21 protein-coding genes are annotated in these 21,606 nt (G+C 60.0%); 15 read left to right on the top strand and 6 right to left on the bottom strand.

Going from position 1 to position 21,606, the window contains the following annotated elements:
* Positions 1–225 precede the first annotated feature (225 nt).
* Positions 226–630, bottom strand: coding sequence for a c-type cytochrome (locus tag ARC39_RS16335; protein ID WP_068116055.1), 405 nt, complete (start codon positions 628–630; stop codon positions 226–228).
* A gap of 177 nt (positions 631–807) precedes the next feature.
* Between ARC39_RS16335 and ARC39_RS25380 the strand changes: the two genes are divergently transcribed.
* The 3 genes from ARC39_RS25380 to ARC39_RS16320 all read left to right on the top strand — a co-directional run bounded on the left by ARC39_RS25380 (position 808) and on the right by ARC39_RS16320 (position 3,252).
* Positions 808–1,284, top strand: a complete 477-nt coding sequence (locus ARC39_RS25380) for a CIA30 family protein (protein WP_161470981.1) — start codon at positions 808–810, stop codon at positions 1,282–1,284.
* A 90-nt stretch (positions 1,285–1,374) separates the two neighbouring features.
* Complete coding sequence (locus ARC39_RS16325) at positions 1,375–2,211, top strand: SDR family NAD(P)-dependent oxidoreductase (RefSeq protein ID WP_068115902.1); 837 nt, start codon at positions 1,375–1,377, stop codon at positions 2,209–2,211.
* Between the two features lie 129 nt (positions 2,212–2,340).
* Positions 2,341–3,252 (top strand): prolipoprotein diacylglyceryl transferase, encoded by a 912-nt coding sequence (locus ARC39_RS16320; RefSeq protein ID WP_068115901.1) that lies wholly within the window; start codon positions 2,341–2,343, stop codon positions 3,250–3,252.
* Between the two features lie 17 nt (positions 3,253–3,269).
* On the opposite strand, the gene ARC39_RS16315 is transcribed toward ARC39_RS16320, so the two are convergent.
* Positions 3,270–3,905: a DUF6962 family protein gene (locus ARC39_RS16315; RefSeq protein ID WP_068115900.1), complete on the bottom strand. Its 636-nt coding sequence runs from the start codon at positions 3,903–3,905 to the stop codon at positions 3,270–3,272.
* Positions 3,906–4,035: 130 nt separating this feature from the next.
* Here ARC39_RS16315 and ARC39_RS16310 point away from each other — a divergent pair, with 130 nt between their 5' ends.
* The 6 genes from ARC39_RS16310 to ARC39_RS16285 all read left to right on the top strand — a co-directional run bounded on the left by ARC39_RS16310 (position 4,036) and on the right by ARC39_RS16285 (position 9,862).
* Positions 4,036–4,752 carry an LOG family protein gene (locus tag ARC39_RS16310; RefSeq protein WP_078059338.1) on the top strand — a complete coding sequence of 239 codons (717 nt, stop codon included), beginning with the start codon at positions 4,036–4,038 and terminating at the stop codon, positions 4,750–4,752.
* A gap of 160 nt (positions 4,753–4,912) precedes the next feature.
* Positions 4,913–5,380: a hypothetical protein gene (locus tag ARC39_RS16305; protein WP_068115898.1), complete on the top strand. Its 468-nt coding sequence runs from the start codon at positions 4,913–4,915 to the stop codon at positions 5,378–5,380.
* Entirely contained in the window at positions 5,377–7,887 is a 2,511-nt protein-coding gene (locus ARC39_RS16300; protein ID WP_068115897.1) for an AMP-binding protein, read from the top strand. Before ARC39_RS16305 ends, ARC39_RS16300 begins: the two co-directional genes overlap by 4 nt.
* 5 nt (positions 7,888–7,892) lie before the next feature.
* Positions 7,893–8,192 (top strand): hypothetical protein, encoded by a 300-nt coding sequence (locus tag ARC39_RS16295; RefSeq protein WP_068115896.1) that lies wholly within the window; start codon positions 7,893–7,895, stop codon positions 8,190–8,192.
* 60 nt (positions 8,193–8,252) lie between these two features.
* Entirely contained in the window at positions 8,253–8,942 is a 690-nt protein-coding gene (locus ARC39_RS16290) for a CDP-alcohol phosphatidyltransferase family protein (RefSeq protein ID WP_078059318.1), read from the top strand.
* Positions 8,939–9,862 carry a phosphatidate cytidylyltransferase gene (locus tag ARC39_RS16285; protein WP_068115894.1) on the top strand — a complete coding sequence of 308 codons (924 nt, stop codon included), beginning with the start codon at positions 8,939–8,941 and terminating at the stop codon, positions 9,860–9,862. Before ARC39_RS16290 ends, ARC39_RS16285 begins: the two co-directional genes overlap by 4 nt.
* A 258-nt stretch (positions 9,863–10,120) precedes the next feature.
* On the opposite strand, the gene ARC39_RS16280 is transcribed toward ARC39_RS16285, so the two are convergent.
* From ARC39_RS16280 to ARC39_RS16275, 3 genes are all read right to left on the bottom strand, one after another.
* Complete coding sequence (locus ARC39_RS16280; protein ID WP_068115893.1) at positions 10,121–12,469, bottom strand: nucleotidyltransferase family protein; 2,349 nt, start codon at positions 12,467–12,469, stop codon at positions 10,121–10,123.
* A gap of 248 nt (positions 12,470–12,717) precedes the next feature.
* Entirely contained in the window at positions 12,718–13,023 is a 306-nt protein-coding gene (locus tag ARC39_RS25680) for a molybdopterin-binding domain-containing protein (RefSeq protein ID WP_149866454.1), read from the bottom strand.
* 905 nt (positions 13,024–13,928) lie between these two features.
* Positions 13,929–14,369 (bottom strand): Panacea domain-containing protein, encoded by a 441-nt coding sequence (locus ARC39_RS16275; protein ID WP_068115892.1) that lies wholly within the window; start codon positions 14,367–14,369, stop codon positions 13,929–13,931.
* 253 nt (positions 14,370–14,622) lie between these two features.
* Between ARC39_RS16275 and ARC39_RS16270 the strand changes: the two genes are divergently transcribed.
* From ARC39_RS16270 to ARC39_RS25375, 3 genes are all read left to right on the top strand, one after another.
* A complete protein-coding gene (locus tag ARC39_RS16270; RefSeq protein WP_068115891.1) occupies positions 14,623–15,405 on the top strand; it encodes a citryl-CoA lyase in 783 nt (260 codons plus the stop codon).
* A gap of 5 nt (positions 15,406–15,410) precedes the next feature.
* A complete protein-coding gene (locus ARC39_RS16265; RefSeq protein WP_068115890.1) occupies positions 15,411–16,715 on the top strand; it encodes a phenylacetate--CoA ligase family protein in 1,305 nt (434 codons plus the stop codon).
* Between the two features lie 386 nt (positions 16,716–17,101).
* Positions 17,102–17,275, top strand: coding sequence for a DUF1059 domain-containing protein (locus tag ARC39_RS25375; protein ID WP_078059317.1), 174 nt, complete (start codon positions 17,102–17,104; stop codon positions 17,273–17,275).
* Between the two features lie 316 nt (positions 17,276–17,591).
* Here the strand turns inward: ARC39_RS25375 and ARC39_RS16260 are convergent, their stop codons facing one another.
* The gene (locus tag ARC39_RS16260; protein WP_068115889.1) at positions 17,592–17,900 is read right to left on the bottom strand and encodes a bactofilin family protein; all 309 of its coding nucleotides are present in this window, start codon (positions 17,898–17,900) and stop codon (positions 17,592–17,594) included.
* 289 nt (positions 17,901–18,189) lie between these two features.
* Here ARC39_RS16260 and ARC39_RS16255 point away from each other — a divergent pair, with 289 nt between their 5' ends.
* The 3 genes from ARC39_RS16255 to ARC39_RS16245 all read left to right on the top strand — a co-directional run bounded on the left by ARC39_RS16255 (position 18,190) and on the right by ARC39_RS16245 (position 21,300).
* Complete coding sequence (locus tag ARC39_RS16255; RefSeq protein WP_068115888.1) at positions 18,190–18,810, top strand: exopolysaccharide biosynthesis protein; 621 nt, start codon at positions 18,190–18,192, stop codon at positions 18,808–18,810.
* A 421-nt stretch (positions 18,811–19,231) separates the two neighbouring features.
* Positions 19,232–20,125, top strand: a complete 894-nt coding sequence (locus ARC39_RS25885) for a calcium-binding protein (protein ID WP_068115887.1) — start codon at positions 19,232–19,234, stop codon at positions 20,123–20,125.
* Between the two features lie 197 nt (positions 20,126–20,322).
* Positions 20,323–21,300: a serine hydrolase domain-containing protein gene (locus ARC39_RS16245; protein WP_068116054.1), complete on the top strand. Its 978-nt coding sequence runs from the start codon at positions 20,323–20,325 to the stop codon at positions 21,298–21,300.
* Positions 21,301–21,606 lie beyond the last annotated feature (306 nt).

Raw genomic sequence — 21,606 nt, 5'->3', positions numbered from 1 at the left:
GTCAGTACAGCGTGGCGGCAACAGTGGAAATGCCGGCGAGGGTATGCCTGTCTCTTCAAGCCTCCGAAAACTCTGAAGACGACCACCACGCCCGGCGTACCAATGAGTTGCGAACGGTCACGTCCCTTCAGGGTAGGAATATCGTGGAGGCCCCTAAAAGCAGAGCCGCTACTTCAGCGAAAAAGTGGGAGGGAGATGGCTCGCAAACAGAACGGGGAAAGGACGTTATTGCGCCTGCAAGGTCTCCAGATAGCTGACCAGATCGGCCAGCGTCCGGCTCATCATCATAGGCTGCCCGCTCGACAATCTTATCGTCACAGTCGGGCCGGCGTCGAAAAGCGGCCCGAAGAGCGGCATGTCTCCGCCATGCGCCAGCACTTGCGCCCGACCATCGATCTTCATGGCAACTTCGGAGGTCGGAAAAAAGCCCTCGTTTCGTTTGGCAAGTAGTGTCAGGTCCGGTGTTTCGACCGCAAGGATTTCCGCCATTGGTCCGGCTCCCTCTGCATCGAAGCCGTGGCACTGCACGCAGTAGGACAAATAGATTTCCCGCCCGACATCCGGGTCCGTGACCTGTCCCGAGACGGCGTTTGCACTCGCAGTCGCCAAGAGTACTAGAATCACGCGCATGTCCATTTGGACCACCTCCAATGCAGGAATGTAGCAACCCCGCGAAATACGACAAACCGTCGGGCCGGCCTACATGATATGATAGTATGCACAACAAGGTCTCAGGCTATGATCAGAGAAACGACTTGGGCGATCACGTTTGCTTTCGTCGCGTCCACAGTGATGTGTGATAACGCGATGGCCGGGCAAATGAACGTGGCTTCGGATCGGACTTGGACCTATGTCTCCGACAACGTGATGGGGGGAGTGTCACAAGGACAATCTAACTCAAGCACCGAAAACGGTCAGAGCTTCATTCGCCTAACCGGAGAAGTGAGCACCAAGAACCGGGGCGGTTTCATACAAGTCCGGACGAAGATCGATGCGCTCGAGAAGGATCACCAAGGTCTTGTCCTGCGTGTTCGGGGCAACGGTGAACGCTACTTCATTCACCTGCGAACGCGTTCCACCCGGCTCCCGTGGCAATTCTACCAGGCAGGCTTCGAGACGGGGCCGGACTGGCGTGAAGTCAGGCTGCCCTGGTCGGCTTTCAAGCCATCTGGAAGCCTTCTGCCGAGCCGTGTGTCGCCAGAAACGATCCTTTCGGTTGGGCTTGTGGCCTATGGCAGGGATCACACGGCGGATGTTTCGCTGGCAGAGCTTAGCTTTTACTAGGCTGACCGTTCCACGCGAATGCCGCACCTTCTGCAAGAGCGGCAACTGTACATTGTCCCGAGGCTAGGAACTGACACTGTTGGAGGACGAATGCGCGCGCCAGACCAACGAACAGGCTCCGCCCCACGGCTTTCGATCGTGACCGGCGCCGCAAGCGGACTGGGCCGCGCGTTTGCGGAGCAGTTGGCGACCCATGGCAGCGGTCTACTTCTTCTGGATAGAAACGGGCCACTGCTCGAGGAAAGCGCTGCAAAACTGGCGAAGCGCTACTCGGTGCGCGTCGAAACACTCGCCGCTGACCTGTCGCTTGCGGACACCCCTGCAAGAGCCTTCGAGCGGTTACAGCACCTTGGCCTGACTGCCGACGCATTGTTCAACAACGCAGGCTTTAATGTCTACGGGCGTTTCGAGTACTCGGATCTGGACAGGGAAATCGAGATGATCCGGGTTCACTCAATCGCCACGACGCAGCTGTCCAAGCTCTTTCTGGGCAAGCGCGACCGAGAACAGAGAAACCGGATCCTGAACGTGTCCTCGATCGCGGCGCTGGTTCCCGGGCCGTTCGTTTCGGTGCATTTCGCCACCCGTGCTCATCTGCTGAGTTTCTCGCTCGCACTCGCCGAAGAGTTTCGCGATACCGACGTCGACGTGAGCTGTCTCTGCCCGGGTCCAATGGCGACTCCGTTTTTCGAAACGGCCGGGATGACGGATGTGCGGCTCTTCAGCGGATGGCCCCTGAAAACAATGTCCGCGACAGACGTCGCGACCCTTGGATATCGAGCCCTGATGGATGGGAAGCGGATGTATGTGCCGGGCCGGCGCAACCGGCTCTTCGCCTTCGCGGCCGATATTGCGCCACGCCCGCTCAAGATCCGCTTCGCCAGGTGGGTCATGGATCGGGTCCAGCCCGTTCGGGACGCAAACTGAAGCCACGGCAAAGGATGCGACCGGGAGCCTGGAACGGCCGAGGTCGGAAACGGACCGCATTGATGGAAGTCAATGCGGTTGCAGTTGCTTAAGTGTCTAATTGACGGTGGAGCACGGGGGTATGACTCGATGATCCACGACTTCAACCCGGCAATTGCAACAACGCCATTGGGGTCGCTCTATTGGTACGGCGCGGTCTATTCTATCGGCTTCGTGGGTGTCTTCGTCTGGTTCTGGACGCGCAGGCATCAACGGGGGATGACGGATTGGGACGTGTTTGCCTTCTCGATCCTGTTTGCCGTCGGCGTCATGATCGGCGGACGGGTTTTCGACATATTCGTCTATGAACTGGACTACTACCGTGCCCGCCCTCTCGCCGCCCTCAACTGGTGGGAAGGGGGAATGGCGTCACATGGGGTCCTGCTGGGCGCGCTCCTGGCGACGGCGGGGTTCGCGAAGGTACGCGGGTATTCCCTAATCGCCCTGCTGGATGAAGTGGTCGTGCCGGGGGCGTTCCTGCTGGCGGTTGGCCGGCTTGGCAATTTCATCGAGGGGGGCGTCGTCGGTTCCCAGACAACCATGGTCTGGGGTTTCGTCTATCCCGACCTCGAAGGGGCCCGGCACCCGGTCGCGCTCTACGAGAGTGCGAAGAATTTCGCCATCCTTCCCATCCTTATCTGGGCGATCGGCCGGTGGCCGCCGGGACGCGGCGTCGTGATGAGCCTGTTCGTCTTTCTCTACGCGGGCCTGAGGTTCCTGGTGGATCTCTTCCGTGACTACGAAGCGGCCTGGCTCGGGATTGGCACCGGCCAGTTCTTCAATCTGGTAATGGCGGCGGCTGGTTTTGTGTTATTGCTCTGGTTCCTGGGTCGTCGGATCGAGGCGACGGCGCCTGAGCGACGTCCGGCGAAAGCCGCCAGCTGGTTCCAAATGGCGGTTCTGGTGTTCCTGATCCTTTATCCGCTGGGGATCCCGACGAGTTGGACACGGGCGAATATAGTTGAGAAACGGCAGGAAGTACTGGAGCAGCCGAACATGTGACTGCCTCTGCCGATCGGCTACCGAGATCCAACGTTCAGGGAGCCAACGGAAAGGAAGAGCATCCAACAGGCCACGACTTGCAGCAGGTGATATAGGGCGTTCGGCGTCAGCCAGACCGGGTGCAGGGAAATGCCGGCGAAGATCACCAGCGTCGAAACGCTCGCAAGCACGAGGCCCCCAAGACCCATTAGGAGGCGCGGCGAGCGGGTGGCAAGGTAGTCGCGGACGTAGAGCGCGCTTACCATGACAATGGCGGGGAGCATGCCGAGGGCTCCGACCAGGAAGGCGTCAGTCAGGAAGGTCGCTATCAGTGTCTGGGCGACAAGCTGGACTCCGGCCAGGGTCCGAAGGCGGTTTGTCCAAGGCCGATAGGGCAGGCAGGCCGCTGCGATCAGCCACAACGCTGCCGCGGTCATCGCAAGCGCCGTCATCGTCGCAAGCCAGACCCACGGCCCGATGTCCGTCCCTCCAGACGAATAGAAACCATGCCAGATCCCGCCGAACAGGGCCGATGCGCCCAGTGCGGCAAAGAACGCCGAAAAAGCCCGCCTCAGCCTGTCGTCTATGGTCTTCTGGCGCAGGAGCAGCACGGCGAATGCCCCGTTTTGCCCCGCCAGGAGGAAGTCCGTCAGCGCGACGTCAGGCTCCAGCATGGTGCGGATCGGCCATATGCATGGAGCGTTTCTAGACGGTTCCGCGACTGCCGGTATTGACCTGGGTCATTGCTGCTTCGTGCGGTCGGCTGGAAACTGTCTGGGCGCCGCCGAAGGCATGGAGAGCGGAATGGTGGATCGCAAGACCCTGGAAGACTGGCCGATGCCGTCGCTCGCCGAAGGGGCAGAGGCCGCCTTCATGGCGGGACGCGGACGGCGTTCGGAAGATGTCGAGTTCGCCGTGGGCATATTCCTGGAACTCCTGCGGGGCTTCGAGCGCCTGTCTGTGCCGACGCCCTGCGTCACGGTTTTTGGCTCCGCACGAATTCCCGAGGACGATCCCCTGTATCAACTGGGACGCACTGTCGGCGCCGAGCTGGCCAGCTCCGGCTATGCGGTCATGACGGGCGGTGGACCGGGCCTGATGGAGGCGGCCAACCGTGGCGCCAGGGACGCCGGCGGCTGCAGCCTGGGTTGCAGCATCCGCCTCGCGAAGGAACAGAAGCCAAACCCCTACCTTGATGACTTCGTAGAATTCGAGCACTTCTTCGTCCGTAAACTCATGCTCATCAAGTACTCCTGCGCCTTCGTAATCCTGCCGGGGGGCTACGGTACGCTGGACGAAGCCTTCGAGGTTGCAACCCTGATCCAGACCGGCAAGTTGCAACGGTTTCCCGTCGTCGTGATGCCGACCAAATTCTACAAGCCCTTCGAGGATCTGCTCCGCGGTGAGATGAGCAAGGCCCGCCTGATCGACGAAGAGCGTCTGAACATTGTCCTGCTGACCGACGACCCGAAAGCGGGTGTGGAATGGATCACGTCTCATGTAAACGGCTCACGATCCTGACCTGCCGGTCGCGTGGAGGTCTGATCCATCGGCTGCCCGGGGATTGCGGAGCGTGCGAGGGCCTCAGAGGTTACGGTCAGCGTTGACGCGGATCATTCCTCGGCCGAGCCTCTGGGCAGTACTATTGCCAGAGGTCATTCGGCTGCAACAGGATGGTGGTATGGCGTTCCATGCTGCAGAGAGACCCGGGACCGCTCTGGTCGTCCTGCTCGGGACTTTGGCAAATGACGAAAAGATTGCCGGTCTGAGGGGATTCCACGGTCGGAGTTTCGGTGCCGACTTGTTCGTCCCGGAGGTTCCCTTCCGGCGCGGGTTCGACCACTGCGCGGCCAAGCTGCCCCGGTATCGGAAGGACGACCGCGTTTTCGACAACCACGAGTCAACTCATTTCCTGCCGCATATCGCGGGTAGCTGCGTGTTGTGCGCGTTAGCCGATGAGCTGCCTGACCTGGCCGTGGAACGGTTCGTCTGGGTGCGTGGGACGATCGAGGAGTGCGTGCCGGACGCCATCGATGTGCTTGAGGTTCCGGAGAGCCAAGATGACGTTTGCACCTCTGACGACGCTCTCGGTGCCGCCATCTCAATCTTCCGAACCGGCCGCTTTGCCGATGGCAGGGGTGCGTCGTGACGTCGATCTTCGATCTCTTCGACGCCGAGCCGCATTTCGGCACCGATCGGCTCGCTCTGTCCATGAGGATGGGTCTGCGCGAGGAACGCTGGAGCTATGCCGAATACAGGACGGGTGTGAACAGCATCGCGGAGTTCCTTCTGAAGGAGCGCGGCTTGTCCCCGGGCGACCGCGTTCTGCTTCGCGTCCCCAACTCCCCGCGTGCGGCGCTGGCGCTGCATGGGATAATGCGCGCGGGCTTGGTCGCGGTCCCGATTGACACCGGAAGCACCGCCGGTTTCGTGGACGAGGTGGCGCGGCTCACAGACGCTCGACTTTGGATCGGCGGAGGGCCTGGGACGGATCGACAGGACGGCGCCACCATCGCGCTTGCGGAACTGCCGACCGAGGGCGCTGGCGCTCCGAGCGGCCGGCCAAAGGCGGACGACCTTGCAGAGATCGTGTTCACGTCCGGGACGACCGGCGCTCCGAAAGGCGTGATGCTGACCCACCGCAACCTCGCGGCAAATGTTCAGGCGATCCTTTCGGTCGTGCCGAGCGACGAGCCCTTGCGACTTCTCTCCGTCCTGCCGCTGTCGCATATGTTCGAGCAGACCGTTGGGCTGGGGATGCCTCTACTTCTGGGAGGATCGGTGTATTACGCGGCGGCCCGGAACTCGGTCGTCATCCGCCGGGCGCTCAAGCGTCACAAGATCACCACCATGCTGCTGGTGCCTCAGATGCTCGAGCTGATGATGGTCGGGATCGAGCGGGAGGCACGCGCGCGGGGCGGCTGGCCGGGTTGGGATGCATCGGTGCAGTTCGCCGGGCGCCTGCCGCTGCCGGTTCGCCGGCTGATTTTCAGAAGGGTGATCGGCGAACTCGGCGGCCACTTCTCCTTCTTCATGTGCGGCGGCGCCCACCTACCGCCCGAGCTTCACAAGGCATGGGAGGCGGTCGGTATCCGGATACTCCAAGGCTACGGCGCCACCGAATGCTCGCCCGTGATCGCCTCCAACACCTTGTTGGATCGCAACCCCGGCAGTGTTGGCCGGGCATTGCCCGGAGTGGATCTGCGGTGCGACGACGCTGGCGAGATCCAGGTCCGCGGCGGTAGCGTCTTCAAGGGCTACTGGCAGAATACCGACGCGACGCGGGACGCCTTCACCGAGGACGGCTGGTTCCGGACCGGCGACCTCGCGGAGGTCGACGGTAGCGGGCGGATCACTCTACGCGGGCGCCAAAAAGACATGATCGCACTTCCGACCGGAATGAACGTGTTTCCCGAGGATGTGGAGGAGGCGCTGACAGCGGCCGGAGGGTCCGGGGACGTCGGTGAGGTTGCGGTTGTCGGGGCGGCCGACGCTCAAGGCAACCTGCACGTGCATGCGGTCTTCTGCACGGAGCTCGACGATGCGGCGCTCGAGATCGCGGTGCGCAAGGCGAATTCGGAACTTGCCGATCATCAGCGCATCACGGGCTATAGCCGCTGGCATGGCAACAGCCTGCCGCGCACCGCGTTGCGAAAGCTGAAGCGCAAGGCAATCGAGGAAGCTTTGGCGACGGGGGCGGCGGACGACGGGACCGACGCCGCGGACCGTTCGGCCGATCCGTTGCTCCATGCGGTTGCCGCCATCTGCAAGGTGCCCGCGGCCTCGATCCGGGACGACAGCGATCTCCGGCTGGACCTGGGGTTCGACTCGCTGAAACTTGTTGAACTAGCAGGCGTGATCGAGCTCGAAATGGGTGCCGCAATTGATGAGGGTCAACTTTCTGAAATCAATAAGTATTCCGATCTGGCGGATGCAGTGGGCATGCCCGCCTCCGCGGGCCAGATGCCGTATCCACCGGTTTGGCCGCGTTCCCATTTCGCCGGGAAGATACGTCGCCGTTTTCAAGCAGCGTTGGTGTTTCCGGCGCTCCGTTTGGCTGCAACGCGTTTCACCGTAGCGGGGCTGGAGGTCTTCGAGACCATCGAAGGCCCGTGCCTTTTCATTGGCAATCACAACAGCCACGTCGATACGCTTTCGATCCTCAGAGCTTTGCCGGGCCCCCGCCGAACGCGGACAGCCGTGGCGGCGGCGGCGGACTACTTCTTCGGAAACAAGATCGCGGCAATGGCAGGGGCGCTCGCGCTCAATCTCTTCCCGTTCTCCCGCGGAGGGAACATCCGGCAAAGCCTCGAGTATTGCGGCGATCTCGTCGATGAGAACTGGTCCATACTGGTTTATCCGGAGGGAACGCGGTCACCGACCGGCGAGCTGCTGCCGTTCAAGCCCGGGGTGGCGTTCCTCGCGACGGGACTGAAAGTGCCGATCGTGCCGATTTGCGTCCTCGGCGGCTTCCAGATCCTTCCGAAGGGGCAGTCGTTTCCGAAGCGTCATCCGGTGAGCGTCACCTTCGGAGCGCCCATCCGCGTCGATGCCGACGCGCCGATCGAGACGGTCACGCGCATGCTGGAGGACAGGGTCCGCGAACTGGTCGCCGATTGCAGGGCCGGCTCGGCCACGTACAGCGAGAGGAGGTAGCCCGCATGATCCTAGCTACGCTGCTTGCCTCCGTCGGCTGCATCCTGGTTGCCGCCTTTCAAGGTGCCATCGGGCAGTTTCTTCACAAGACCGGCGCGGACGCGTTCGAGGGAACCTTGATGGGCTACGTCCTCAATCTTCGCCTGTTGATCGGAGCGGTGTGCTTCGTTGCGGTCGTGGTGCTCTGCGTCGCCGGGTTCGAGTACGGCGGACGGATCGGCGTTCTGTACGCAATCTACTCCACGACCTTCATTTGGGCCGCGCTGATCTCGTGGTTTGCCTTCGGCCCCCCGTACGGCGTTTAGTGTACTGGGTATGGTCTTGCTGATTGTGTCCATTGGAATGCTTGGCGCAGGGGGACCGCAATGAGCGAGGAGACGAGCGACCGCAGACCCATCCCGGCACGTGGAAGCCGGGTGTCCAAATACGTGGCCAAAACGCTCGACGGAGCCGGGGTCACGCCCAACCAGATATCGGTTTTCGGTTTCGCTGCTGCCTTGGTCGCGGGGCTTTGCCTTGCCGCCACGCCGCTAGCCAACGGCAGTGCGCGCGTGCTTTTCTTCCTCGCGGCGCTGCTGATCGTCGTCAGGGGGCTCTCGAACATGTTCGACGGGATGGTCGCGGTAGAACACGGCAAGGGGACGCGGGTGGGGTCGCTCTACAACGAAGTCCCCGACAGGTTTTCCGACGTGGCGATTTTCGTCGGCGGCGGATACGCCGTCGGCGGAGCCCCCGTGCTGGGGTTTTGCGCGGCCTTGGTCGCGGTTCTTGTCGCTTTCGTTCGCCTCGCGGCCCGCATCGCAGGGGCCAGCAGTGATTTCGGGGGCTTCATGGCCAAGCAGCAGCGAATGTTCCTGCTGGCCGCGGCGGCCGTGTGGCTGGCGGTCACTCCCGGATCCTGGCACCCCGCGTTCGGGCCGCAAGACGCCTTCGGCCTGATGTCCATCGTGTCACTGACAATCATCGTCGGCGGTGCCGCCACGATCATCGGGCGTCTCCGGCGGGCAGCGCGTTTCCTGGGTGCCATGGACGGTGCGGAGGAGCAGGAGCGATGACCTTGGTCTCGAACCCGTTTGCCGATCCGCTGTTCCTGCCTCTGGCGGCCCGGGTCGGCGGCGTACTGATCCTTGTACTGGCGGTTCTCGTCGGAATTGCTTGGCGCAGTGGAACGCCACTTCGCGACGACGTCCTCATCAAACGCTGGATGTCGTGGCTCGGCATCGCGGTCGTGCTTGTTCTTGGCCTGCTGTCCGGCCCCTTGCCCTTCGCCGTGCTCGTCATGGCGATGATCGCCCAGGGATTGCGCGAGTTCGCGACGCTGGTGGGCCTCCCGAAGCTCTACCGGCGCGTTGCCCTGGCTCTCGGATGTACTATCCCCTTCATCGCGATGATGTCGAGCGAACTCTTCCACCTCGCCGTGCCGCTCTTTCTCGTGGGGGCGACGATCCAGCCGTTGAGGGCATTTCCCGATAACCCCAACGCCGTACGCGACCTTGCCTTCGCTTTGCTGGGCTGGGGATACGTCGCCTGGTTTCTCAGTCACTTGGTTCTGATCTACACTACGGTACCGGGAGGAGACGGTTTGCTGGTTGCCATCGTTGCCTCAGTGGCCCTGAGCGACGTGGGGGCCTACACATTCGGGCGCAGTTTCGGAAAGGCCAAGCTGGCGCCAGCGATCAGCCCGAACAAGACGATAGCTGGGGCTCTGGGAAATATCGCAGGCGCCTACGTCGCATTCGGGTTGATGTCCTTTGCGCTGCCGCCTGCTCTTCCGAAAACGGTGGTCGTGATCCTGCCGCTGATCATCGGTGCAGCGTCACTTTGGGGCGACCTGTTCGAGTCCGTTCTCAAGCGCGAATTCGGGGTCAAGGACGCCGGTGACTGGCTGCCCGGTTTCGGCGGATTGCTGGACCGGATGGACAGCCTCATACTCGTTGCCCCGATCACGCTATACTCGGTCGAACTCTTGAGTTGATATTTCCACATCTGAGCACCGGCGGGCACGCTGAAGCGTCGCCGTGCTCGAAGTGGCAGTGCGTTCAGTCCGCCCCATGATCCCGGTGGTGCACGACATCCCCGTCTTAGGGCAGCCGCTCCAACGCCCCGTCCGTGCAGATGCGCCTTTGCACCATGCGGTTCGGCGCCACAGAGCGTGACTTGGGGTTGGCGCACGCAATGGATGTTCGTCGCCGCAAGCGGTCGTTCGCCCCGGCGAATGCGAGAGCCGAACCCCCTACGTGTTTAGTGCAGAGGCACCTTCCAAGGATCGGATTTCCGCCTGGCTGCCGACGATGTCAAAGATGCCGGATACCGCGAAGTCCGTGTCCCGGTAGGTGACAGAATAGGAGGGGGTCTCACGAAGAAAGGTGGCCAGTCGTCGAAAATCGCGGACGCTGAAGCCCTCATTCATACTCAGACACTGTTCCATGAGCATTGAGAAGCTGGCAACAGGTCCGATTTTCTCGAGGCAATTGACTGCATTTGGTTCAAATGTGGGGAATACAATACCGTGGACGGCAAGTGCCTCGGGGACGGTTCTCGGATCACGGACAAACCCCTCGGTGAGGTACTTCATGGCGATTCCGTCGCGCCGTCGAAAATCCGGAAACCTCTTGAGATCAACGACGATGTTCCGCATCGCTGTCCAACCGCTTTCCTTTACGGTGGGAAAGACATGAACACCGTAGGCATCGAAATCGGCGTTCAAGAGCGTCATCTCATCGGAGATGTATCTTGCACCTCGACGTGACAGTGCAATGGAAAGCGTACTCTTGCCGCTGCCGGACGGAGCGGGCAGCATCACAGCCCCATCCGATATTTCGACGACCGCTGAGTGAAGATAGAAGACATACGGCAAGTGACCGACTGCAGCGACAAGGATCGAGTCCAGCAGAACGTCGGGCAATACCGAGGAATCGCTGCAGAACGCCGCTTCCTCATCGTCCACCTCAATGACGATTCCGCCGTCCTCACGAAATACATGAACCCGAATAGCCGACGCCCCGTCCGAATGAACGTCTTCGAAGGGTGCAATCAATTCTTCGAACTTCCCAATGACGACGTCGGATTCAACCGTTATCCGAAGTGGGACCCCTGCAACGATCAGATTCCAACTTGTCGCATCATATGACGTTGGCGGTTCCGCGGATTGGCACGAGGCAGTCGGATGAAATTGATCCCGAAAAGCCGCGTCTTCCTCGGGCATCTCGCCGATCCATCCACTGCGGTTCCACCAGGAAAGAATGTCGGTTATTTCGCGGAGTGCTCTCTTTCGATCCTGACCACGCGCGGCCTGATAGGCTTCCACGGTCTGGCTCACCGCTTCCCCGGCGCGGATTTGATCAAGAAGAAAAGCTCCGGCCGGGTTCAGGGTGTGAATTTGCCGCGACCATTCATCGAAAACCAATCCGCCATCGTCGAACACTTCCTGGTGGATGTGTGGCCGGACTTGCCAGATTTCCTGAAGATATCTTTCTTTAAGCGCGCCGTTCGTGACGCCTCGCCGGATCAATGCGCCCAAGACCGCATCGGGTCGCCGAAGTCCCTTCGCCCGGGTTTGTGCCAAGGGGATCACGGGCAGTAGGCTCGCCATCATCCGTGCTTTCACCCTGTCACGGAGGCGTTCGCGCAAGTCCATATGATATCGGGCGAAGCCAGACTGGGAGAGTGGTCCCTCATGGCCTTTCTCCAGCACTTCTTTAAGGCTCATTTCCCGCGTTTGGCGGAAACCTGTCCGTACGGACTGCGCGTTGATTTCCTCGACGTTTTGGCCCGACGGTGGTTCGTATCCCAGTTCTTTCAACAAAGCGAATGCCAGACTGAGTATGCGAGCGAGGCCGTTTGTCCTGGCGTCTTCCCGCAACTGGCGCATCTGGATTTCGTCCAGCGGAGCGGCCAACGCTGCCATGTCCACCAGACTCTTTCGGACAATCTCCTTTGGGAACTCCTTCACCGAATTGATCGCACAAATAAGGATATGCTCCGGTATAGAAAATGTAGGAACCGCATTTCCACCAATCACGGTGATATTCGGATTCTCAAAACGAGCCTCGAATCCGCGACCCAAGGGGAACCAACGGGGTGCGAGCCGCGTGTGTAGGTCCAGCGTGCCGACGACGGGCGAGGTCATGTGTATCTGACATGCAGACCGGTCCTGTTCCTTGGCAAATCGAAGCCCAATGAGCTGGAGCGCCTTGATGGCTTTCCTGCTGTCCGCGGGCTTCACCACGAGGTCGATGTCGTTGCTTACTCTGAAGTTGGGATCTCCGTAGGAAAGGTGGGACAGGACCGTTCCCTTGATCGCGAGGGCCGGGATGCCGCGTTTCTGCAACTCGTTCAAAACGAAGCAACTGTTGGTCAGCGCATGTTCCGAGGTCTGGCGCGCAATACTCCGGAAGTTCCGGAGAAATGCGAGGTCCAGATCCCGAAGCGTCGGATTGTCGGGTTCAACACGTCGCGCAACATAGAGCAACGGCGCGAGATTCGGGATATCTTGTGGAAAACGTTGAACCAGGTTCTCTAAAAGTCTGCAGAGAGGTTTGATCCGTTGCTCGGAGAACTGAGAGTCATATGCCGTGGTCATTGGAGATCAATAGGCGCAATATCGAGAAGCGTGTTGCCGGTTTCCTGCCGAGTGAGTTTCAGCGCCAATCTTCTACAGCGCGTAAAGAAGTCCGGTTTCATGGCTGAGCCTTTGCCCATTCAGACCGACTGTATTGATCGGCAACATGCCACTCAATCAAACGATCTTTGCGAGTGAGCTACGGCACCGTCAACGCGCCGTGCAGCTCCGGATTTCGGGGCACAGACACACTCGCATTTCGGGTCTGCTTAGCCTCGGATGCCGCCCGTCGTCGGGACGTCGCTGGGGTCGGGTTTGCACCCACCAAACAAGCATTTTACGTTGTGCCAGAAATCCGAATAGGCGCTGGCCGGATCGGCCTTCAACGATGCAGCCACCACCAATGAACTCGTCGCGGCAACTGCGAACGCCCGATTGGATGATTTTAGGAACTGACGACGGGTCATCGGATGCGAACTATTCGCCTGAGCGACGCCCTGATTTGCCTTGTTTGACATTTCAGACCCCCATTTGAAAAGCGTCCTATCATCACATATTTGAATGTATTTGTCCATGGCCGGTCGTTTTAATGCGAAGTTGGAGTTTCACTCATCTGTTCCGGTTGGCGTTCGCGATTGCTTGCCTGGCCGCGCAAGGTTCCGGCCCTCTCTGGGCCGTTGTTGATACACCTGCGGGGTGAGCCCGCCGAGGCCCGTTTGGGGCCGGTGTGACAGTGATCGTCGCGCGATACCTCTATCAAATGTCGGATCTGGCGCAGTGTCGTGATCAGGTGTTTGTTTAGGCAATTGTCCAGAAACGTATTGGAACAGTCAGGTTTAAAACGTCGGAAACCCGCAAACGACGCACGCGCCATGTAGTCACCCAAGTTGCCGATCAGTCACAACACGACAGGGAACGCCAATGTTTCGAATGCCTAGCGTGCGAGCGAGCGGCAATTGACGCTTTCGAGCCTAAAGCCGAACACCGCCACCAATCACGAGCAATGAGCGGCAGGTTCGTCGCGCTGCTCCTCTTTCTGACGTTCTCGCGGAAGACTTTGATCCATTGCAGATTCGCCTAGGCCCGCACTTCGGGCCCTGTCTGATTTCAGCCAAAGGTCGGGTTGGCGCAGAAAACAGCCCCTAACCAGGGCACCAGTTTTCCGTCGCGGCGGCAACTTGAACGAAGGTCGAGTTTGCCGACACCTCGAAACGCACCGTTTGGGCGGGTTGGTTGCGCTCTAGTTGTCACTCAGCCGGTTCGAAGGGCTGAGTTGATCCAGGATCACTCGATTGGGTGTGAATGCTGGGTGTCAGCACGGAGACCGCGAGAGTCTGGTTTGCTTTCGCGGAGTTGGTTAGCAGGAACTCCGTTTGGCACATGTACATGCGAAAGCAAGCGCATAGACCGGATCGCATGAAGTGTGCCGAGCGCAGCGGGGACACCAAGTAACGGAAATGGAAACATCAACAAGTTCCCCCTATCGGAGCGGCGGGAATGAACGGCCGTGCGCCCGGGCAATGGCGGCCGCGGTGATTTTCAGGTTGCCGGGTCCGGAACGTTGGTCTGCATGAGCTTGTTGCCAAGGCGCCTCTCCGCAAGCGAGCGCATTGAGTTCACGTGTGCTGCACTGCTTTAACCGCAGCAGCATCGCAGAGACGACACCGGCCTTCGCCGGAGCGAGACTCTCACGAACGCCACCCAAGTCCCCGGGATGAACGATTAGGCGGCCGTTGAGGCGATGGAAGAGTGCGGGGCATACGGGGCCGTGGTCCCATGCTTCAATCGGTTCGTGAAACAGGGGGCCAAGACCCTCAGCCAGGACATCTTCTTGTGCGAAATAGACGAGGCGCTCTAGCTTCTCGGGCGCTAGCGGACCGGTCTCTGTGAGGATGTGCTCGGCGATGTTGAAGACAGACATCTGGTAGCCTTCCACGTCTTTCTGTTCGTTGCGAGCACCTTAGTCTCCGCAGCGAATCAGGCCCGTAGATCCTTTTTCGCGACGGAAGGTGCATGTTCGACAGGGTAGCGCGTCGCCACGTCAGCAGTTGGGCGCGGGTAAGGAAGCACCGTGATACCTGACGTGCTGGCGCGCCGGAAAGACAACTCGATGTCGTCGGAATTCGTTGAAAACCCGGATTTCGGGCTACACTGATACCGAGCGGAGGATTGAAATGAAGATTGGCAAACCCGGCAAGGCAACGACGTCGATTTCGACGGCGAATTCTGACACGATCACGGTTCGGAACCTCGATCTGGTCGACGACGTAATGGGGCAGCTTAGCTTCACCGAGTACTTCTTCCTTCTCACAACCGGACGCAAACCGACCGAGGAACAGACCTTTTTCCTCGATCTCCTGCTTGTTTCCATTGCCGAGCATGGTCTCGTGCCGACCAATCAAGCTGCGCGGATGACATATGCCGCAGACCCTGACTTCCTTCAGGGCGCTGTCGCAGCAGGGCTGCTCGGCTGCGGCAAGGTCATTCTCGGAACGACCGAAATCGCAGGCGCATTCCTGCTCGATGCAAACCGCCGCATCAAGCAAGACGGTGAAGCGGTTGACAGCATCATCGGCCGGATGCGGGATGAAGGGCGGCGTTTGCCCGGATTTGGGCATCCGCTGCACAAGCCGGTCGACCCGAGGGCGCAGCGCATTCTTTCCTTGGCCGAGGAGCGCGGCGTTGCGGGCACCTATGTCACGCTCGCCTTGAACATCGAAGATGCTGTCATGCGCCTTTGGCCAAAGCCTCTGCCGATGAACGTGTCATTTGCAATCCCGGCTGTGCTGTTGGATCTCGACTTCCCGGTGCCTGTCCTAAAGGCAATCCCGATCCTTGCCAGAACGGCGAGCCTTTTGGCGCATCTTGCTGAAGAAAGTGAGACGCCAATCGGCTTCACACTCGCGCACCACGCCGAGATGGGGATCACATATGATCCCGAAGGCTCCTCGGAGTGAACCCAATGAGTGAAGAACACCTCTCACGGGAAGAACAGCGGTCGCTGGACGAGCCGGTCTTTCGCACTCAGATCGCGTATCTTCTCGGGCACTCTGCGTTCTACCGAGAAAAACTGGCATCGGTCGGCATCCGGTCAGCGGAGGATGCCGGAGGGCTTTCGAACCTGCACGAGCTTCCATTTACAGAGAAGGATGAGCTTCGCGCATCGCGTGACAAAGCGCATCCAATCGGCACACACCTTGCGGCACCAATGGAAGAGGTTGTCCGAGTCTATTCGACAAGCGGAACCACTGGGACACCGAGTTACATTCCCTTGACCGCAGAAGACCTCTCGAACTGGATCGAGATTTCGACCAGATCCTACGGGGCAAGCGGCCTGTCAGCCGGCGAGCGGATGGTGACCACTTACAACGCCGGACCTTTCGTGGCGGGTGTGACCCTTGATGCCTTTGCCCGGATAGGCGTCTGTCACATACCCGTTGGCGCCGGAAATACAGAGCGACTGATGACCGCCGTTCAGCTTCTGAAACCAACGGTGCTTGGCTGTACCCCATCCTATGCGATGTACCTTGCCGAATGGGCGGAGGAGCGAGGCCTCGATATAGCCATCTCTTCGGTGAACAAGATCCTCGTTGCTGGTGAACCAGGAGGCGGCGAGCCAGAGATGAGGCGGCGGATCGAAGCGGCCTGGGGTGCTCGTGTGACCGAGGCCATGGGAATTGGAGATATCTCGGTTTCTCTATGGGGAGAATGCACCCAGCAGGACGGCATGCACTTTTCCGGCGGCGGCTTGGTCCATTTCGAGCTTATCGACCCTGAAACGGGCGAGGTTCTTCCGTTGGAGGATGGCGCGGAGGGCGAGTTGGTCTACACGCACCTCCGGCAAAGGGCCGCCCCGCTATTGCGATTCCGTTCGCGTGATCGGGTGCGTCTTTCAATGGGGCGATGTGCCTGCGGTCGAACGACTCCGCGTGTCCGCTGCATCGGACGGACGGATGACCTCTTGATTGTACGTGGCGTCAACGTGTTTCCGTCCGCGGTACGGGATGTCGTCGCAAGAATCGGCGGGGACGTGAGCGGTACGATTTCAATTCAACCGAACGTGAAAGCCGTCAAGCAAGCGCCGCCTCTCCCAGTGGTTGTGGAACTGGCCCGGGGCGTGACGCCCGATCAGGGCCTGGCCAAACGCATCGGCCAACGCATTCGAGACGAACTGCTCGTAACGACCGAAATCACGCTGGTGCCTTTTGGGACGTTGCCCCGCACAGACTACAAGTCCAAGCTCGTCGATTGGTCCCGGTCGGGTTGAACGATTGAATTGGGAGCAAGCCTGTATCGCAGGCCGACGCGACTCCTAAGATGTAAGCCAACGACGTGCACCACATCGCGATACATGGTGCAGATCGCCGGACTTCGATCATGGCGGCGGTCGTCTAAATACGTTCTCCATCAACGAAGAACGCAAACCCGGAGAATCGCGCGTATTTGAAAATGGTCCAATGGCGGGTATGCGCAGGTAGTGAAGTCACCGCGGGCGGGGCGACGTAACCAACTGGATCGCCGTTAGAACTGCTGTGAGAATCCCCGTCCTCGACAAGACATCCCGAGCAACATCGGTTCTCCCGACCGGCGACGTCTAAGTCCGAATTGAATTCTGTGATAAAGTGCCAGCACGACGACCGAAGGGAGGAAAACATGACCAAGGTACTGAAGTGCGGAGATCTGATGCCTGGTTGCGACTTTGAAGCTCGCGCTGAGACCGAACAGGAAATCCTGCAGTCTGCAGCAGCTCATGCGAAGGAAGTTCATGGCCTGGATGCGACACCTGAGCTGGTCGAGCACGTAAAGGGCGCGATCAAGGACGAGTAGCACCACTTTTCCATTGGTCGCTTCGGTGTCGGAAACGGCGCAGCGTCACGTCCGCGGTCCCACAGTGTTCCGCGTCCATCTCTCGGAACGCAAGGGTGCGATCCGTATACGTGCCGAGTAGCACGCCGTGGCCGTGCGGAGCGGTAGGGCAGAAATCACGTCCTCTGTCCCGGGAACCGGCGGCGGAGCAGCGGCACGTCGAAGCTCGAACTCAACGCATCATGTATATCGGCTGCCGGATTGGACGTGGCCGGGCGACGGGCACACATCCGCCAACATTCGGTGGGAGGCTTTCTGCTGTGGCAGGCGTCTCATCTCAGCCAACGGCAACCTTGCCATGAACCTTGGCGCCCGAACTCATTGACATGGTTTGTGCAGATACATCGGCCTTCAGTTCAGATCTCTCCTCCAGGGTGAGTTCACTGCATGTGACGCGCCCTTCAAGCGCTCCGGATATCGTAACGTTCACAGCCGTAACGCTCCCCGTCACGTGACCCGAAGACAGGATTTCAACCATGTTGGCATCGATTTCGCCGACAACCGTGCCGCTGATGGAAACCGTCCCATCCTTAACTGTCAGATTACCCTCAATCGTCAGGTCTTCCTGGATTACCGTCCCGCTCACAGTCTCCTCCGAAATCTGCTTCTGAGCGCATCAACGCCGCTGCCATTGATCATGTTTGCTGGCGACCGGATCGGCAAGCGATTGCGTAACTACAGGGCGAGACCGAAGCCGTCTGCGGCGATCCGGGTAATGTCTTCTCGCCAGTCCAGTGCGGTTTCTGTGTCTTCCTGCGAAACACTACCTGAATAGCCTTTAGTCTCTCTCGATTTTTGGCATGTAAGATGCGCCTCGGGATTGCATATGGCCGATTGAAGCATGATATGCGGAACGATCGCTTGAAAGGGACAGGATGCAACGGCAGGACGGATTACGCAGGCGGCCATCTCTTTCGCTTCCTATCCTGCGGACTTCGCGCGACCATCACATCGCGGGAACATTGACGCTTGGCAACCTGCTGTCGTCGTTGGGCGAAGCATCATTCGGATGGGCGATCGTCCTATTTTCACTGCTGACATTGCTTCCGCTGCCGCCGGGGTCATCCCTTATCACCGGCTTGCCGCTTCTGGTTACGACGGGCCAGATGATACTCGGCTTCCCGTATGTTAGGCTTCCTGGGCGGCTGGCGCGTCTGGAACTCGATCAGGCCAATCTACGACGGACGGTGCTTCGCCTCAGACCCGTCACTCGCAGGCTAGAGCGCGTGCTGACGAAGCGCCATACAGCGCTTTTCACGAGACGGTACGAGCGAATGCTGGGCCTAATGCTGTTTGTGATCGCCTTCGCGCTGTTCTTGCCCGTACCTTTCAGCGGATGGTTCCCGGCCATTTCGCTTTTCATTGTGGGCGTCGGCTTGGTGGAGCACGATGGTTTGGTCGCAGCGGTCGGGATTGGCCTCGGTATCGTTTCGGTTCTTTTGACGGCAACGATCCTGACAACGCTCGCCGCGGGTGCGGAAGGCATGATCCATTGACAACGGGGCAAGGTTACTTGTCCAGCCACATTGCTTTGAACCACTTCTGAGCATCTTTTCGGGCACCGGCGAACGCATTCCAAGCGCCTGACTTGGTCGCGGGTGGTTGTGCTGTTTGAGCCGGCAACTGGCAACGACGAAAGCCTCGTCGTGCCGTTTCGGAACGCTTGGAGCCGGCAGTCCGAACCCATTGCTCGTCGATCCGGCGCGCGCGAGTGCTGCGCCTTGGGACGAAGATGTGCCGATCCGGATGCTACGGGTTATTGGACTGCGAGTCAGAATGGGGTCACGCACCTCCAAAGCCAACCGGCGAGTCACGCGTCTTCATTTCCGTCAGTGATCTTCCACTCGGGGTCACCCTTGCCAGACTTCTTGCCGTTACGTTAGCATCGGCGGAAGTGGTTTTCCTGGGGAGGTCGTATTGGTCAAGTTCATTGCGCGTGGGGCGGTCGAGAGCCAACAATCGAAGGGTGTTCCCGGCCATCCGTCGTTCTATTTTGATGGCAAGGCAGATGTCATCGACATCACATCCAAGGGCTTCAAGGTCGATTTCGACCCGGTCGGTGACATTCCGGGCCTGCCGACGTTGCCTGGGGCCCCAACGGTGCCCAGCCCGACCACGACAGAGTTCCCGCTAGACCAGTGGTTTGGCAGCGGACTGAAATACAAGACTGTAACTCACCAGAAGCATTCCATGGAAACGCCCCACAAGGGGATGCTCACCCGTTATCTCGAAGTGGCTAGCGACTACCGCGTGGAAGTCACCGGGATGAAGCTCGATGCGGCAGACTTCTTCCGCGTCACAGCGACTTACGGAAACAAGGACAACCAAGCGCTCAATCGCAAGATCTTCAGCGGCGATGACGTGATCAAGACCGGCTCGATCAAAGACGACATAAACGGATTCAAGGGAAACGATCTTGTGCGCGGGGGCGACGGCAAGGACGTTGTTCGAGGCGGCGACGGCAAAGACAAGGTCTTTGGAGACGGCGGCGATGATCGTGTTTTCGGGGACGCCGGCAATGACAAGGTCAACGGCGGGGCCGGTAACGACAAGCTCACAGGCGGCAAAGGAGCCGATGACTTCGTGTTCTCGGGCAAGTTCGGCAAGGACGTCGTTACGGACTTCGCGTCGAAGAACGACAATGAGGACATCGATCTTTCCGGCGTGGCGGCAATAAGGAATTTCAGGGATCTGAAGGCCAATCACATGTCGCAGAATGGCGATGACGTGTTGATCGAGGCTGGCACCAATTCAATTCGGTTGAAGAACGTCGACATGTCCGATCTTCAAGCAAGCGACTTTCTGTTCTGACCGCGGAAGACAGAAGCCAACGGTGCACCACGCTCGGCTGCACTTCTGATTCTATGCGTCCGTGAACCCTAGGTTGAGGACAGTCGAGCCCGCGGAAGGCGCCTTGATCCAATGGGCCGTTGCGCCTGGTGGTGAGGCAACGAAAACGTGAGCAACGGTTTCTGGACAGCGGCGCCCCGCTTTTCACAATACCGTTCATGATCACGCGACGCCTGTTCTCATTGTCCGCCACTGCGACGCTCGCTGCGCCGCTTGTCGCTCGGGCGCAGGACGCTGACCTGCGGTCTGCAATTGAAAGCCTCCCGCAGCTACACTCGCTCCAGATCCGTCTGTCCAATGAGACAGTTTTTGCCGAGGCCCCTCGCGGACCCGGTCTGGATCAACCAGCCAACATCAAATCATGCTCGAAAAGCATCGTCGCGCTGCTGCTCGGCAGTGCAATCGATCGCGGCGAAGTTCCCTCAGTTGCGGCCACGATCGCCGATGTGGCGCCGCGGCTCCTTCCAAGGGACGCCACACCGGGTGCGGCGGACATCACGATGGAAGACCTGGTAACCCTGCGGGCGGGCCTCGAGCGGACGTCCGGCCCCGCATATGGTGATTGGGTCAGTTCACCGAATTGGATTGCCGATGCGCTCACCCGCCCGATGGTCGCGGAACCCGGCACCCGCATGCTCTACTCGACCGGGTCCACGCATATACTGGGCGCTGTACTTGCCGAGGCGACGGGCCTGAGCCTTCTGGAGCAGGCGCGCTCCCGCCTCGGTGCTTATCTTGGTATCGACATTCCGGCCTGGACCCGCGACCCGCAGGGGTACTTCCTGGGTGGAAACGAGATGGCACTCCGGCCGACGGCTATGTTGAGGCTTGCAACGATGCTCCGAGATGGGGGCGCCTTCGAGGGTCAACAAGTCGTTCCACGCAGCTGGATCGAAGCCTCGATCAGACCCCATACCAGGTCACCCTGGTCGGGCCTTTCCTACGGTTATGGGTGGTTCGTGTCTCCCTCGGGTTACATTTTCGGCCGCGGCTACGGTGGTCAGGTGATTGCCGCCCACAGGGAACGTGACCTGGCGGTCGCAATTACCTCCGACCCCACGAAACCCGCACGTTCCGGTGGCTACTTCGGAGACCTTATGCGCCTGCTCGATGGCCCCATTCTTACGCTCTCTTGACGAAACCAGGGGCGATGTAGGCCGCGCGCGAACGGCACAGAACGACACAAGACCCGACATTCTTGTAGACCGACAATGGATTTACGACCTTGGTAGTGAGCGTGCGTGCCGGATGACCCAAAACGGGAGGAGTTGGTCGGGTTCTTCACTCCGACACGGATGGAATTGAACCCGCGCGCCCATCGCCGAACCGTCGCGACGGAGGTGGGCGCAGTTGCTCTTGTCCTTTGGAGTTTGTCGGCCTTGCCGACGTTGCTGCCCTGCGATGCACGTGCAGCAGCAAGAGCGTCACGCACCCGCGCTGGA

It is taken from the genome of Tropicimonas marinistellae, assembly GCF_001509585.1.
In the GTDB taxonomy this organism is placed as follows: Bacteria; Pseudomonadota; Alphaproteobacteria; order Rhodobacterales; family Rhodobacteraceae; genus Tropicimonas; species Tropicimonas marinistellae.
This window is presented reverse-complemented; position numbering and strand designations above follow the sequence as displayed.

What these genes read in the sequence shown, in the direction of transcription:
- ARC39_RS16320 (WP_068115901.1), top strand. Translation starts at nt 2,341, where the DNA reads ATGATCCACGACTTCAACCCGGCAATTGCAACAACGCCATTGGGGTCG.
- ARC39_RS16270 (WP_068115891.1), top strand. Translation starts at nt 14,623, where the DNA reads ATGAAGATTGGCAAACCCGGCAAGGCAACGACGTCGATTTCGACGGCG.
- ARC39_RS25680 (WP_149866454.1), bottom strand. Translation starts at nt 13,023, where the DNA reads ATGGACAAATACATTCAAATATGTGATGATAGGACGCTTTTCAAATGG.
- ARC39_RS16245 (WP_068116054.1), top strand. Translation starts at nt 20,323, where the DNA reads ATGATCACGCGACGCCTGTTCTCATTGTCCGCCACTGCGACGCTCGCT.
- ARC39_RS25375 (WP_078059317.1), top strand. Translation starts at nt 17,102, where the DNA reads ATGACCAAGGTACTGAAGTGCGGAGATCTGATGCCTGGTTGCGACTTT.
- ARC39_RS16325 (WP_068115902.1), top strand. Translation starts at nt 1,375, where the DNA reads ATGCGCGCGCCAGACCAACGAACAGGCTCCGCCCCACGGCTTTCGATC.
- ARC39_RS16275 (WP_068115892.1), bottom strand. Translation starts at nt 14,369, where the DNA reads ATGTCTGTCTTCAACATCGCCGAGCACATCCTCACAGAGACCGGTCCG.
- ARC39_RS16305 (WP_068115898.1), top strand. Translation starts at nt 4,913, where the DNA reads ATGGCGTTCCATGCTGCAGAGAGACCCGGGACCGCTCTGGTCGTCCTG.
- ARC39_RS16310 (WP_078059338.1), top strand. Translation starts at nt 4,036, where the DNA reads ATGGTGGATCGCAAGACCCTGGAAGACTGGCCGATGCCGTCGCTCGCC.
- ARC39_RS16335 (WP_068116055.1), bottom strand. Translation starts at nt 630, where the DNA reads ATGCGCGTGATTCTAGTACTCTTGGCGACTGCGAGTGCAAACGCCGTC.
- ARC39_RS25380 (WP_161470981.1), top strand. Translation starts at nt 808, where the DNA reads ATGGCCGGGCAAATGAACGTGGCTTCGGATCGGACTTGGACCTATGTC.
- ARC39_RS16290 (WP_078059318.1), top strand. Translation starts at nt 8,253, where the DNA reads ATGAGCGAGGAGACGAGCGACCGCAGACCCATCCCGGCACGTGGAAGC.
- ARC39_RS16295 (WP_068115896.1), top strand. Translation starts at nt 7,893, where the DNA reads ATGATCCTAGCTACGCTGCTTGCCTCCGTCGGCTGCATCCTGGTTGCC.
- ARC39_RS16285 (WP_068115894.1), top strand. Translation starts at nt 8,939, where the DNA reads ATGACCTTGGTCTCGAACCCGTTTGCCGATCCGCTGTTCCTGCCTCTG.
- ARC39_RS16255 (WP_068115888.1), top strand. Translation starts at nt 18,190, where the DNA reads ATGCAACGGCAGGACGGATTACGCAGGCGGCCATCTCTTTCGCTTCCT.
- ARC39_RS16315 (WP_068115900.1), bottom strand. Translation starts at nt 3,905, where the DNA reads ATGCTGGAGCCTGACGTCGCGCTGACGGACTTCCTCCTGGCGGGGCAA.
- ARC39_RS16265 (WP_068115890.1), top strand. Translation starts at nt 15,411, where the DNA reads ATGAGTGAAGAACACCTCTCACGGGAAGAACAGCGGTCGCTGGACGAG.
- ARC39_RS16280 (WP_068115893.1), bottom strand. Translation starts at nt 12,469, where the DNA reads ATGACCACGGCATATGACTCTCAGTTCTCCGAGCAACGGATCAAACCT.